This window comes from Dyella solisilvae (assembly GCF_003351225.1).
In the GTDB taxonomy this organism is placed as follows: domain Bacteria; phylum Pseudomonadota; class Gammaproteobacteria; order Xanthomonadales; family Rhodanobacteraceae; genus Dyella; species Dyella solisilvae.
Genome location: NZ_QQSY01000001.1, coordinates 603,848 through 616,753, shown reverse-complemented (window position 1 = coordinate 616,753; position 12,906 = coordinate 603,848). Strand labels below are relative to the sequence as shown.

Genomic DNA, 12,906 nt, shown 5'->3' with positions numbered 1-12,906 from the left:
GTCCTCAGGGTCTGGAGCTTTCGTGGACATCCTGCTCGCCAACCCCCGTGGTTTCTGCGCCGGCGTCGATCGCGCCATCGCCATTGTCGAGCGCGCGCTCGAATCCTATGGCGCGCCGATCTACGTGCGCCACGAGGTCGTGCACAACCGCTACGTGGTGGACAAGCTGCGCGCCGATGGCGCGGTGTTCGTCGAGGAGTTGCATGAGGTGCCGGACGGCGCCACGGTGATCTTCAGCGCCCACGGCGTGTCCAAGGCGGTGCGCGAAGAGGCCGACCAGCGCGGGCTCAAGGTGTTCGACGCCACCTGTCCGCTGGTGACCAAGGTGCACATGGAAGTCGCGCGCCTCGGTCGCACCGGCCGCAGCGTGGTGCTGATCGGCCATGAGGGCCATCCGGAAGTGGAGGGCACCATGGGCCAATGGAATGCCGCCAATCGCGGCGAGATCCTGCTGGTCGAGTCGGTCGAGGACGTAAACGCGCTGGAGCCAAAGTTTCCGCACGAGCTGTCCTACGTCACCCAGACCACGCTGTCGGTGGATGACACCAAGGCCATCATCGAGGCCCTGCGCGCCAAGTTCACCGACATCGAAGGTCCGCGGAAGGACGACATCTGCTACGCCACGCAGAACCGCCAGGACGCCGTGCGCCGCCTCGCCGACGCGGTCGACCTGATGCTGGTGGTTGGCTCGGTGAACAGCTCCAACTCCAATCGCCTGCGCGAGCTGGCGGAGAAGCAGGGCGTCCGCTCCTACCTGATCGACGGCGCCGAGCACATTGAGCGCCAGTGGCTCGATGGCGTCACGCGCATCGGCCTGACCGCCGGCGCATCCGCGCCCGAGAAGTTGGTGCGCGATGTGATCGCCCGCCTGCAGTCGTGGGGCGCGGGTGAAGTGAAGGAGCTCGACGGCGAGCCGGAGACGATCACCTTTGCACTGCCGAAGGAACTGCGTCTGGCGGGTGGCGTTTCGGCCAGCCTCTGAGCGCCGACGTCTTGCGCGGTCTGCCCGTGCTCCGTAGAATTGCGGGTTCATCGCCGGAATAGCTCAGTTGGTAGAGCGGCGCATTCGTAATGCGTAGGTCGCAGGTTCGACTCCTGTTTCCGGCACCAAAATCAAGTAGTTAGCGAAAGGCCCAATCTTCAAGATTGGGCCTTTTTCTTTTGCAATGTCCCCGTTTTGTCCCGATCTATAGCGCTTGTGCTCCGCTTTTTCTGTCCCAATGGCGTCCCTGGGCGCTGAGGGACCCGCCTTTTTACTAGGCCATGCAACGGCAACTCCTCCGCACGCGCTTCTCTCTGTAGCGCTGCGTGGGGTTACCGCACCGGCACCCACACGGAACAGACCGGCACGGTGGTGTCGGGCCAGTCGGCCAACGTGGTGGCGACGCGCCTGCGCCTGCGCGGCGACTTCACCCGGGGCGACGGCCTGCCGATGCGTCCGTTTGCAGGAGTGAACTGGTGGCATGGGCCGCAGAAGCAGACGACGACCTTCGGTGGCATCGCAGTCACCGACCCGCTCCCGGCGAACCGCGTCGAAGGCAGTCTGGCGCGGGCGATCAGCCTGTGGGGTGCGCTCGGCTATCAGGCGGGTGGCAACGACTACCACGGCGCGCAGGTGCAGATGGGCGTCAAGTACACTTGGTAAGCGTGATCGCGAACGCCCCGGGCCGCGCCGGGGCGTTCGCGCCACCTCCGGTACCATGACCGGACCGTTCGCCCCATCGCGACCTCTCCAGGAGCTATGGCATGTCACGCACGATCCATTTCATCTCGGGCCTGCCGCGTTCGGGCTCCACGTTGTTGGCCGCCCTGCTGCGCCAGAACCCGCGCTTTCATGCCGGGATGAGTGGGCCGATGGCCGGCATGTTCGCCGCGATGCTGGGCGAAATGAGTGGCCGAAACGAGTTCTCGATGTTCATCACCGATGCCCTGCGGCAACGCGTGCTGCATGGGTTGTTCGAGAACTACTACGCCGATTCCCCACAGGACGTGATCTTCGATACGAATCGCGCCTGGTGTACGCGCTTGCCAGCGCTCAGGCAGCTGTTGCCAGACAGCCGCGTCATCGCCTGTGTCCGTCACGTGGGCTGGATCGTCGACAGCATCGAGCGCCTGGTGCGCAAGAATGCCTTCAGCCCCTCATCGATTTTCAACTACGCCCTGGGCGGGACGGTCTATACCCGCGCCAATGGCGTGGTCGCCAACGATGGCGTGGTTGGCTATGCGTACGATGCGCTGAAGGAAGCATTCTACGGCGAGGACACCGATCGCCTGATGCTGGTGCAGTACGAGAGCCTGGTGAAGGATCCCCACACGGTGCTCAAGGCGATCTACGACTTCATCGGTGAGCCGCCATTCGCGCACGATGTCGAGCATGTTGCCTACAGCGCGGACGAGTTTGATCAGCGTGCCGGCACGCCGGGCCTGCACGTGGTCCGTCCCAACGTGTCCATGGTCGAACGACCTACGATCTTGCCGCCGGATCTATTCCGGCGCTTTGAGCACGATGCGTTCTGGCAAGGGGCGGCCGCAAACCCCCGTGGGGTTCGCGTGATTTGACGAGCCGTCACTTCGCAGCCTGGGGTGGGACACGACACGCTCACGATGTCAGGGTCAGGGGTGAGCTGCAGACGATGCGGCTCTCCACATCGTCACGTTTCGGCGACATGTAGTTGCGCGAGATCGGCAATCAGGCCCGGCCCGGTCGGCTGCCAACCCAGCTTCTTGCGTGTTTGCTCGCTCGATGCGGGAGCGTCGTGTCCTGCAAACATCGCGAGCCAGCCGAAGAAGTCTTGTGCTTCCTCGGGAGCGAGAGATTTGACCGGTAGTTTCAGGCGTCGACCGAGGGTTTGCACGATGTCGCGCAGTGGTACGCCTTCTTCCGCCACGGCGTGATAGATGGCGTTCGGCTCGGCCTTTTCGATCGCCAGCCGATAAAGGCGCGCTACATCCAGGACGGAAGCGGCCGGCCACCGGTTGTGCCCGTCTCCGACATAGGCGCACACACCCTTGTCACGGAACACCGAGATCGCGTAGGTCACAAGTCCCTGCTTCACCGTGTCGTGAACTTGCGGAAGACGCACCACCGACACGTTGACGCCATCGGCAGCGATGGCCGCGGCGGCCTCTTCCGAGGCTGCACGGGGGATCACATCGGAGCCGATCGCCGCGTGCCGTTCCGTCGCCGGCTGACCTGGCGCGGCGTGGGCCATCCCGGTCCCGGAAGTCACGATCAGGGGCCGGTTGGAGCCGGCGAGAACCGAGCCCAGCGCCTTGATGACACGTCGATCATCTTCGCAATTTGCCGCAAATTTCGAGAAGTCGTGATTGAAGGCGAGATGGATGACGCCATCCGCTCGGGCGGCGCCGTCTTTCAGGCTATCCAGATCCTCAAGCGATCCGCGCTGAACCTCAGCCCCCGCAGCAACCAGAGCCGCCGCTTTGTCGTCCGAGCGGCAAAGGCCCAGCACCTGATGGCCCGCATCGATCAACTCTCTGACGACTGCCGATCCGATGAATCCGGTAGCACCTGTGACGAATACACGCATGAGAGACGTCTCCTTGGATTGTCAGAGACAAATCTCCACCAGAGGCATATGCTAGTAAAGTAGTGACGTCATCATGTTATACCGACTAACAGGATGGACCGGCCATGTCGCACGACAACCAGCTCGGCGTCTATCTGAGAAACCGCCGGATGAAGCTTGATCCGGTGTCGTTCGGCTTCTCCTCCGCGCGGCGCCGCACGCCGGGCTTGCGGCGCGAGGAGGTGGCACAACGCGCCAACATCAGCCCGACTTGGTACACGTGGCTGGAACAAGGTCGTGGCGGCGCTCCCTCGGCCGACGTGCTCGACCGGATCGCACACGCGCTGATGTTGACGAATGTTGAGCGCGAACATCTTTTTCTTGTGGGGCTCGGCCGCCCGCCGGAAGTGCGCTATCAGAAGAACGAGACGGTCACTCCGCGTCTGCAGCGTGTACTCGATGCGTTGAATCCCATGCCTGCCATCATCAGGACGGCGATGTGGGATGTCGTCGCCTGGAATCAGGCCGCCACTGTGATGTTGATGGACTATGCATCGCTGCCACCAGAACAACGCAACGTGCTGCGCTTCATCTTCCTCGACCCGCGGGCCCGCGTGACGCAGCCCCATTGGGAAAGTGTGGCGCGCTTTGTCGTGGGCGCGTTCCGCGTGGATGCTGCCCGAGCGGGAGCCGCGTTGGACGTTGAGCCGCTTGTCGAGGAGCTGTGCCGACTAAGCCCCGAGTTCAAAGCGATGTGGCACGACAATGATGTTCGCGGAGCGCATGGCGATGCCGTGAAGCACATCCGCCATCCGGTGCTTGGCCCGCTTGCCTTCGAATATTCGGCGTTCGCCGTCGATGGACGGACCGATCTCAGCATGGTGGTCTACAACCCGGCGACGCCCGCGGACGCGGAGCGGATCAGTGACGCACTGCATCGACTGAACACGTAGCAACCTCTCCCGATTCTGAGTGGCCGGGCAGTCGGATGCCGAGCCCCATCCAGACGTCGACCTGGCGGCGATAGCGGTCAAGACGGGAACCTTGCTGCCGAGGGCGTTTTTCCCAATGTCCATGAGGCCCATGTCAGCGGGCCTCTTTCCTGGCGCGTGAATTCCTGCGTCAGTTATACGTAAGTAATTGAATGGCAAGTAATTACGCGCAAGCGCACCGTAAGCATGCGATAAGTGCGTTGAATATGCGGGATATTTAGTGACATCGCTCAAGCTTTCGTAAGTTCTGACACCGTTTGTCGGCAATTTCTTACCATTTGTCGTCGCATCTATTTACGATACGGCGCGATGGCGGGAGTCTCACCGCCGGATGACAGGGGGAGAGCTTCCATGGGGAAAGTGTCGCGACAGCGGGGCGTCTCGCTGATCGAGGTGCTGATGGCCGTGCTGATCTTCAGCGTGGGCCTGATCGGTGTCGCGGGTCTGCTGGTGATGGCCGCGCGCTCCAATCACGCGGCGTACCTGCGCACGCAAGTGACTTTCCTGGCCGGCAACATGGCCGATCGCATGCGCGCCAATCCACAGGGTGTGTGGACTGGCGCCTACAACGCGTCGAGCTATCCCACGAGCAGCAAGCAGTCCTGCACCAACACCAGCGCATGCACTCCGGCGCAATTGGCCGTGCGCGACCAGTACATGTGGAGCCAGATGCTCACGAACCTGCTGCCGGTCGCCACGGCTTCGATCAGCTGCACCGGCGCGGACGCGATGGACTACAACCCGTCCGGCCAGCTTGGGGCGAGGCCGCCCTATGGCGGCAATTGCGAAATGACCATCAGCTGGTCCGAACGACATGCGGGCGACGCCAGCCACAGCGACGCGGCGCAGCAGACCTTCGCGTGGGAGTTCCAGCCATGATGCGCGCCACGGCAAGTCGCCCGCAGTCGGGCGTAACCCTGATCGAGCTGATGGTGGCGATGGTGCTCGGCCTGCTGGTCGCCTCCGGCATCGTGACCGTGTTCCTGTCCACCTCGAGCAGCAACCGCGCACAGAATCAACTGGCGGTGTTGCAGGAGGAAGGGCGCTTTGCCATGGCCACGCTCACCCGCGACCTGCGCCTGGCCAACGGCCACTACTGCACGAACTCCGGCGGTGTGGCCAATCAGACCTCCAGCGGCCTGCTGCTGGACAGCCTGCGCGCGCCCAAGGTCTATGCGAACGACCTGATGTCGGCGTTGAACGATGTCAGCACGCCCTGGGGCAGTTCGCCGTATCCGGCCAAGCCGGACAGTCCGTATTACCTGCCGTCGTTCCTGTCGATGCGCGGCTACGACTGTGATGACAAAGCCTGCACGCCGGCCTTGCCCAACACCATCCCGGCGCAGGGCAAGGCGGTGGGCAACCGCGTGATCGGCAGCAGCGTACTCACGGTGCGCCACCTGGACACGTCGCGCGGTTGGGCGCTCGGCGGCAGCAGCTCGGTGAACACGGCAGCCGATGGCACGGTGTCCTCGATCACCTTGTCGCCCAACAAGGACACCGAGCCGGCTATCAGCACGTTCAAGCCGGGTCACCTCGCCTTGCTCGCCAACTGCTCGAGCGCGGAGATCTTCGCTGTCGACGGTCCCAACGCGGCCGGGCAGCTGTCGCCGGCGGCTGTCGGCACCGACAGCGCCAACAACACCGGCAAGCCGGTGGCGCAGCAGCCGCAGTCGGCGCCGCGCCTGTTCGACTTCAACACCGACTACCAGACGGTGACGTACTACCTGCGCGTGGTCGATGCCGGCGACGGTCAGACCACCGGCGCACTGGTCCGTCGCGCCAACGGCGTGGAAACCGAGGTCGTGCATGGCGTCGAGCGCCTGGACTTCCTCTATGGCGTGGAAGACGGCAACGGCAATACCGGCTTCCTGACCGCGCAGCAGATCGATAGTGGCGCCAACTGCCCGCCATCCGTGCCGATCAAGTTGGGCAGCGACCCGGGCTGTCTGTGGCGGGCGATCAAGAGCATCGAAGTGCGCATCCTGATGAGCGGACAGCAGCGGTTGCCCTCGCTCAATTCCACCGTGATCGCCTACTCCTATGCCTCCGACGGCGGCGGCCAGGTGGCGGCGCCGGCGGACCACACCATCACGCCAGCCCAGCAGGGCTTTGCCGACCAGATGCTCCGCCGCGAGTTCAGCGCGATGGTGGCGCTGCGCAACTACAACCCTTGATGACAAGGCGCCGCGCAAGCGGCCGCCCTTGGAGCGCGTGATGAAGAAGCCTGTTGCCCATGGTCGCCCCCGGTCGCCGCGTCGTCAGCGGGGCGTGGTGCTGGTGGTGGCCCTCATCTTCCTGGTGCTGCTGACCGTGTTGGCGATCAGCGCCTCGACCCGTTCGCTGTTGCAAGAGCGCATGGCAGGCGGCCTGCGCAATTCGCAATTGGCCGAGATGGCGGCGGAAAACGCATTGCGCGGCGCGGAGTGGAAGCTGTGGTCCGCCGGCAGCCAGGGCGGCATCAGCTGCGGCAGCACGGTAATCACGGACTGCTATGTGTATTCGCCGAGCAGCCCGATCACGACGGTGGAAAAGTTCCGCGCCAGCGCTGGCTGGGTGACGGATGGTTCGGCCGAATACAAAGGTTCGGCTGGCAGCCTCGACTACACCAAGCTCGACAACAGCAAGCTGAGCTCGGACCAGAAGCTCATCGCGGCGCTGGCCCACAACCCGCGCTACCTCATCGAGGACCTCGGCGAAGAGCTACCGCCGGGTGTCGGCAGCCAGCACGAGTCCGGCGTGACCAGCAGCACCAATACCGGCGCCGACAATCCCTCCACTCATATCTACCGCATCACCGCGCGCGGCGTGGGCGCCAGCGAGAACGTGGTGCGCACGCTTGAATCCACCTTCGGCGCCAAGAGCAACTGAGACACGGAATGCCCCTCATGCTGATGACGATCGCTGCCAACTACCGTCTTCGTCACACCCTGCTTGGACTGGTGCTGACCACGCTGGCCGGCCATGCCGGCCTGTCCATGGCGGGCACCGTGGAGTTGAGTCCCGGCCCGCCGTCCGCCACCACCTCGGTGGCGCCGAACCTGGTGCTGACTTTCGACGACTCGGGCTCGATGAACTGGCATCACATGCCCGACGCGCGCCCCTACGACGACAAGGCTTGGGTCAACAGCACCACTGACCAGAAGCAGGACGACACCAGCAATCGCACGTATACCGCCAACTATCCCTGGTTATGCGCCGGCACGATCAATTCGGCCATTACGGATACGGCGGACGTCCGTTCATGGAGCATGAACGGGGTGTACTTCAACCCCAACAATACCTATACGCCCCCTGTGAAGGCCGATGGCAGTTCGATGGCCAACGCGACCTACGCCAGCGCCTGGGACAACGGCATCACGAACAACCGGCCGACCAGCCCGTCCACATCCACCAAGACCAACCTGGGCGCCGCCAGCTTCTGCGGCAAGACCGGCGGTGGCTATTACAAGTACACCGGCGCCACGCTGTCGGTGGATTCGAGCACAGGCAAGCTCACCAGCGCCTCCATCACCAGTCTTTACACCAGCGGCAACTGGACCTGGGTGGCCGTGACCACAGCCCAGCAGCAGAACTTCGCCAACTGGTACTCGTACTACCGCACTCGAACCATGGCGGCGGTTTCGGCGGTGTCACTGGCGTTCCAGCCATTCAGCGACAACGTGCGTGTGGCCTGGCAGAACATCAACAACAGCAGCAACGTGCTTTCCACGAGCACGAATATCTACAAGTTCGTGGATGACAACGCCGCCAAGAAAATCTCCACCGGCAACGTGCGCAGCAAGTTTTACGACTGGCTGTTCGCCATGCCGGCCACCGGCTCGACGCCCAATCGCACCGCAGCCATCCGCGTCGGCGACTACTTCACCAATCGCACCGGCGCCTCGGACAACAACCCCTACTGGGACCGCGACGTCAACAAGGAGTTGGTCTGTCGCCAGAACTACCACATCCAGATGACGGACGGCATGTGGAACAGCGATACGCCATCGGCGCAGTCGCCCAACGATACGACTTCGATCAGCAAGCTGCCTGACGGCCTGCAGGGCTTTTCCACGTCGGACGCGGAAAGCAAGGTCATCTGGAACGAGGCCAGCAACTCGGTCCCCACCATGGCGGACATCGCGTTCAAGTACTGGGCAACCGACCTTCAGGCCGGCGTGACGAGCGGCTCCAGCCTGTTCTCGACCGCAGCCAATCGCCTGAAAGTGACGCCGAGCCTGACGGACCAGTCGACCACCTTGTTCGGCAAGACGCTCTCGGCCGACTCGGATCCGCGCACGAACAAGGAGATCTACTGGAACCCGGCCAACGATCCCGCCACCTGGCCGCATCTGGTGCAGTACATGATCGGCTTTGGCGCCTCAGGCACCTTGAACAATACGGCGGCGACGCTGAAGAGCCTGCGCCAGGGCAACACTGCGTGGCCAGTACCGGTGGTGGCCACGGACGACGGCAAGAAGATCGATGACATGTGGCACGCGGCGATCAACAGCCGCGGCGCGTTCTTTGCCGCCAGCAGCCCGTCGGCGCTCAGCAATGCGCTTAAGAGCATCATCAACGGCATCATCTCGCGCAGCACCACCTCGGTGGCGGGCAGCATCAACTCCTCGGTGCTCACCTCTGGTTCCGTGACCTACCAGGCGGGCTACGACACCAATGACTGGAAGGGCAGCCTGACCGCCAACCGGGTGAATACGGATGGTTCGATCTCCACGGCAGCCTTGTGGAATGGTCGCACCTTGCTGGATGCACAGGCCAAGAAGGGCGACACCCGCGTGATCCTCACCAGCACCGCTGCCGGTACCGGCAAGGGCGCCGCCTTCACTGGCGCCAGCGTGGTGGCGGCGATCAAGGCGGTCGACGCCAATTTCGACGCATCCTCCACGGGCACGGATCGCCTGGCCTGGTTGCGTGGTGACCAGAGCAAGGAGGCCACCACGTTCCGTCAGCGCAACTCGGTGTTCGGTGCGGTCATCAATGCCCAGGTGGTCTATGTGGCGCAGCCAAGCAGCGGCTATCGCGACGTCTGGCCGGCCAAATCGCCGGAAGCCGATGGCGTCGCACTGGGCAAGACTTACGAACAGTTCCGCTACGACCATGCCAAGCGTGCGCCGACCATTTACGTGGCGGCCAACGACGGCATGCTCCACGCGTTCGACGCCACCACCTCCGATACGAAGGCCACCAGTGTCGATGTGACGCCCAATCCGGGCGCCGAACGCTGGGCCTATGTGCCGCAGTCCGCCTATGGCAGGTTGACCGGCTGGTCTTCGCTGACGAACTTCTCGTTCATGCCGTCGGTGGATGGCACGCCAGTGACCCGCGACGTGTACTTCAGTTCGGGCGCAAATACGGGCTGGCGCACCATCCTGGTGGGTGGGCTGCGCCTGGGTGGGCGCGGTGTTTACGCCCTGGACATCACCGAGCCCACCGCCAGCCAAGGCGGCGCCTCCGGCAAGGTGATGGGGCCGGCGGACAAGGTGCTGTGGGAGTTCAACAGCTCGCTGGCGTCCGGCGCCAACGGCGATCCCGCCAACCTCGGCTATACCTATGGCCGTCCGAACATCGGCCGGCTCGCCAACGGCAAGTGGGTGGTGCTGGTCCCTGGTGGCTATTTCCCCACCGGCAGCACGGAGACGGCCGCAGGCAACAATTACAGCTCGCTGTTCGTGCTGGACGCGCAGACCGGCGCCTTGTTGCAGGAGCTCAAGACGCCCACCACGGTCACCGGCATGACCGGCGACGTGGTCAGCTATGGCCTGACCACGCCGGTGATGGGCGACTACAACAGCGACCAGATTGACGATGTCGCGTTTGCCGGCGACCTGCAGGGCAACGTCTGGCGTTTCGACCTCACGGACAGTGATCCGGCCAAATGGAAGGTCGATCTGTTCTATCGCCCGCAGAACCCCGGTTACCAGCCGGTCACCGTGATGCCCCGACTTTTCCCCGATCCGATCGCGGGAGGCCTCGTCGTCCTGTTCGGCACCGGCAAGTATCTTGGCGGCGTGGACAACGTGATTGACGACAACACCCAGGTGCAGTCGATCTACGGCATCCGCGATTCTGGCGTGGCGGGGCAGACCCCGGTGGTCGGCAACAACACCAGCACGCCACTGGTGAAGCAGACCATGGTGGAGATGTCGGGCGTGCGTGGCCTGACCAGCAATCCCGTGCCAGTCAAGACTTCGGGGAACGTGCCCATCCGCGGCTGGTACATCGACCTGGACATCAGCTCCGCCAAGGGTGAGCGAGTGGTGGTGGACGCCTCGGCGATCTTCAGCACCAACCAGGCCATCCTGACCACGCTGATTCCGCAGAACAACGATCCTTGCGATCCGGCGCCGCGCGGCGCGCTGATGGTGCTCGACGCGGCCACGGGCCAGGCCAACCTCGGCGGCAATGTTGGCGCCATCGGCGGTTGGCCGGATGGTTACGCCCAGGCCGGCCTGCGCGTGAAGAACCCGCCCACCGGAGGCTTCCTGCCGGTGGCCTCGGCGATGGGCGGTGGCGTGGCCTATATCCCCGGCCTGACCTCCGACACCAGCGTGGGCGGCAGCGACGGCAAGACACCATCGTTCGGTATCCCCGTATGGCGGCGTCGCTCCTGGCGCTCGCTCAACGATGCTCAATAAGGACCACGAGACATGTCGAGGACTCGAGGATTCACCCTGGTTGAATTGATGGTGGTGGTGGCGATCATCGCCATCCTGGCTGCCATCGCGATTCCCAGCTACAGCCGGTACGCGTATCGCGCGCGCCGGGCCGATGGGCAGCAACTGCTGCTGCATATCGCCAATGCGGAGGAGCGTTATTACGCGACGTACAACAAGTACGCAGGGCTTGCGGCCATCGGCTATGCGTCGGCTGATTCGGCGACTTCCGAGCACCAGTACTACCAGGCATCGGTCGACGTGGCCGATGGCGCCCAGAGCTACACCGCAACGGCAACGCGCCAGGGCGCGCAGCAGGCTGATGTCTGCGGCAACCTCGCGATTACCAGTGCCGGGGTCAAGACGCCGCAGACCAGTGATGCCGCCGCCAACAGCAACGGTCATTGCTGGTGAACGCCATGCACATGCATTGCGGAAGGGTGAAGGGCGTCACTCTGGTGGAGTTGATGGTCACGCTGGCCGTACTGGCCGTCTTGATGATGGTCGCCGCGCCAGGATTCAGCAGCGTGATGAAACGACAGCGGGTCAATGGCGCCGCCACGCAATTGCGTGCCGACCTGGCCTACGCCCGGGCGGAGGCGGTCAGCCGCGGCAGCTTTGTTTCGATATGCGCCAGCAGCACGGGCCAGTCCTGCAGCAAGTCGCAGGACTATTCCACCGGGTGGATCGTCTACAGCTACCGGGTGGGTTCAGCTGGCGCGGATCAGGAGTACGACGCCAGCAAGAGCTCCGACGGGTTCCAGTTGCTGCGCGCGACTGATGCGCCCGCCGGTGTCTCCGTTCACGCGGCCGACGGGAACGTCATCAGCTATGGGCAGCAGGGGCAGATCAAGCGCGATCTTGCTGGCGGCGGCTACGACTTCCTGGTCTGCTCGTTTCCGCCCGGTACGGAGCGGCCGGAGAATTCTTCGTATGTGCCCGGTAGCGATCTGCGGATCAGCGGCTCGGGCATTTTGATCCTGTCGTCCATGAAGGCCGACGCCACCTGCGATTGACGTACGACGGGGTTTCACAGTGAGTGGGCGAACCGACGTGGTGCTTTGACGCAACCGATTGGGTTGCGTCATTTTTCGGGCAACTTGTTGGCCGCTCGTCCAACGTTTCCCACCGCTGGTCGGCCGGGTGCGCCGCGCGTCGATAGCATCGCCTAGAGTCCTTCCGTCAAACGGAGGGACGGTCATGGATAGACCGAAGCATCAGCGCGGCGTGTCGCTGATTGAAGTGCTCGTGGCGATGTTTGTGTTTGGGATCGGCTTGGTGGGCATGTCCGGGTTGATGCTGGTCTCGGCCCGGTCCAAGCATGCGGCGTACCTGCGCACGCAAGTGGCGTTCCTGGCCAACAACATGGCTGACCGGATGCGCGCCAATCCTGTCGGGGTCTGGACCGGTCGTTACAACGGCGGCGCCTATCCGGTGACGTCCGGTTCCGTGGAGTGCGACGCGACAACGGCCTGCTCGCCCGATGCTGTCGCGGCGCGCGACAAGGGGCTTTGGAGCCAACTGCTCGCAAGCCAGCTTCCCGACGCCAGCGCAAAAATTGAATGCACTGGCGTTGACAGGGTCGGCTATGACCCATCGGCACAGTTGGCGAAACGGCCGCCCTTTGGCGGTACCTGCACGATGTGGATTACCTGGACGGAGCAGGGGATCGGCCGTCAGCAGAATGCGCAGGCGGCCACACAATCGTTTGCCTGGATTTTCCAGCCATGA

At 63.8% G+C, this 12,906-nt stretch carries 11 protein-coding genes, 1 tRNA gene and 1 pseudogene; 12 read left to right on the top strand and 1 reads right to left on the bottom strand.

The features are described 5' to 3' along the window. Positions 1–22 precede the first annotated feature (22 nt). The 4 genes and pseudogenes from ispH (at position 23) to DVT68_RS02655 (ending at position 2,559) form a co-directional block, all read left to right on the top strand. Positions 23–982: a 4-hydroxy-3-methylbut-2-enyl diphosphate reductase gene (ispH, locus tag DVT68_RS02670; protein ID WP_114823500.1), complete on the top strand. Its 960-nt coding sequence runs from the start codon at positions 23–25 to the stop codon at positions 980–982. A gap of 52 nt (positions 983–1,034) precedes the next feature. Continuing rightward, positions 1,035–1,110: transfer RNA gene (locus DVT68_RS02665), tRNA-Thr, on the top strand. Positions 1,111–1,327: 217 nt separating this feature from the next. After that, a pseudogene (locus DVT68_RS02660) lies at positions 1,328–1,645 on the top strand (autotransporter outer membrane beta-barrel domain-containing protein); the annotation flags it as partial. Positions 1,646–1,746: 101 nt separating this feature from the next. Then, positions 1,747–2,559, top strand: a complete 813-nt coding sequence (locus tag DVT68_RS02655) for a sulfotransferase family protein (RefSeq protein WP_114823498.1) — start codon at positions 1,747–1,749, stop codon at positions 2,557–2,559. A gap of 92 nt (positions 2,560–2,651) precedes the next feature. Here DVT68_RS02655 and DVT68_RS02650 read toward each other — a convergent pair whose 3' ends face one another. After that, positions 2,652–3,548, bottom strand: coding sequence for an SDR family oxidoreductase (locus DVT68_RS02650; protein WP_114823497.1), 897 nt, complete (start codon positions 3,546–3,548; stop codon positions 2,652–2,654). A 104-nt stretch (positions 3,549–3,652) separates the two neighbouring features. On the opposite strand from DVT68_RS02650, the gene DVT68_RS02645 reads away from it, so the two are divergent. From DVT68_RS02645 to pilV (DVT68_RS02610), 8 genes are all read left to right on the top strand, one after another. Further along, the gene (locus DVT68_RS02645) at positions 3,653–4,480 is read left to right on the top strand and encodes a helix-turn-helix transcriptional regulator (RefSeq protein WP_114823496.1); all 828 of its coding nucleotides are present in this window, start codon (positions 3,653–3,655) and stop codon (positions 4,478–4,480) included. A gap of 390 nt (positions 4,481–4,870) precedes the next feature. After that, positions 4,871–5,398, top strand: a complete 528-nt coding sequence (gene pilV / locus DVT68_RS02640; RefSeq protein ID WP_158543444.1) for a type IV pilus modification protein PilV — start codon at positions 4,871–4,873, stop codon at positions 5,396–5,398. Next, on the top strand, positions 5,395–6,696 hold the full coding sequence (locus DVT68_RS02635) for a PilW family protein (RefSeq protein ID WP_158543464.1): 1,302 nt from the start codon (positions 5,395–5,397) through the stop codon (positions 6,694–6,696). The genes pilV (DVT68_RS02640) and DVT68_RS02635 overlap by 4 nt, the downstream gene beginning before the upstream one ends. A 40-nt stretch (positions 6,697–6,736) precedes the next feature. Then, the gene (locus DVT68_RS02630) at positions 6,737–7,390 is read left to right on the top strand and encodes a pilus assembly PilX family protein (protein ID WP_114823493.1); all 654 of its coding nucleotides are present in this window, start codon (positions 6,737–6,739) and stop codon (positions 7,388–7,390) included. A 17-nt stretch (positions 7,391–7,407) separates the two neighbouring features. After that, positions 7,408–11,157, top strand: coding sequence for a pilus assembly protein (locus DVT68_RS02625; protein WP_114823492.1), 3,750 nt, complete (start codon positions 7,408–7,410; stop codon positions 11,155–11,157). Between the two features lie 12 nt (positions 11,158–11,169). Further along, complete coding sequence (locus DVT68_RS02620) at positions 11,170–11,589, top strand: type IV pilin protein (RefSeq protein ID WP_114823491.1); 420 nt, start codon at positions 11,170–11,172, stop codon at positions 11,587–11,589. A gap of 5 nt (positions 11,590–11,594) precedes the next feature. Continuing rightward, complete coding sequence (locus DVT68_RS02615) at positions 11,595–12,191, top strand: GspH/FimT family pseudopilin (RefSeq protein WP_147281658.1); 597 nt, start codon at positions 11,595–11,597, stop codon at positions 12,189–12,191. Between the two features lie 184 nt (positions 12,192–12,375). Beyond that, positions 12,376–12,906 (top strand): type IV pilus modification protein PilV, encoded by a 531-nt coding sequence (gene pilV / locus DVT68_RS02610; protein WP_114823489.1) that lies wholly within the window; start codon positions 12,376–12,378, stop codon positions 12,904–12,906.

Excerpts from the sequence above, each read along its gene's own strand:
- DVT68_RS02620 (WP_114823491.1), top strand. The coding sequence starts at position 11,170 with ATGTCGAGGACTCGAGGATTCACCCTGGTTGAATTGATGGTGGTGGTG.
- DVT68_RS02630 (WP_114823493.1), top strand. The coding sequence starts at position 6,737 with ATGAAGAAGCCTGTTGCCCATGGTCGCCCCCGGTCGCCGCGTCGTCAG.
- DVT68_RS02615 (WP_147281658.1), top strand. The coding sequence starts at position 11,595 with ATGCACATGCATTGCGGAAGGGTGAAGGGCGTCACTCTGGTGGAGTTG.
- DVT68_RS02635 (WP_158543464.1), top strand. The coding sequence starts at position 5,395 with ATGATGCGCGCCACGGCAAGTCGCCCGCAGTCGGGCGTAACCCTGATC.
- pilV (WP_158543444.1), top strand. The coding sequence starts at position 4,871 with ATGGGGAAAGTGTCGCGACAGCGGGGCGTCTCGCTGATCGAGGTGCTG.
- pilV (WP_114823489.1), top strand. The coding sequence starts at position 12,376 with ATGGATAGACCGAAGCATCAGCGCGGCGTGTCGCTGATTGAAGTGCTC.
- DVT68_RS02655 (WP_114823498.1), top strand. The coding sequence starts at position 1,747 with ATGTCACGCACGATCCATTTCATCTCGGGCCTGCCGCGTTCGGGCTCC.
- DVT68_RS02645 (WP_114823496.1), top strand. The coding sequence starts at position 3,653 with ATGTCGCACGACAACCAGCTCGGCGTCTATCTGAGAAACCGCCGGATG.
- DVT68_RS02625 (WP_114823492.1), top strand. The coding sequence starts at position 7,408 with ATGCTGATGACGATCGCTGCCAACTACCGTCTTCGTCACACCCTGCTT.
- DVT68_RS02650 (WP_114823497.1), bottom strand. The coding sequence starts at position 3,548 with ATGCGTGTATTCGTCACAGGTGCTACCGGATTCATCGGATCGGCAGTC.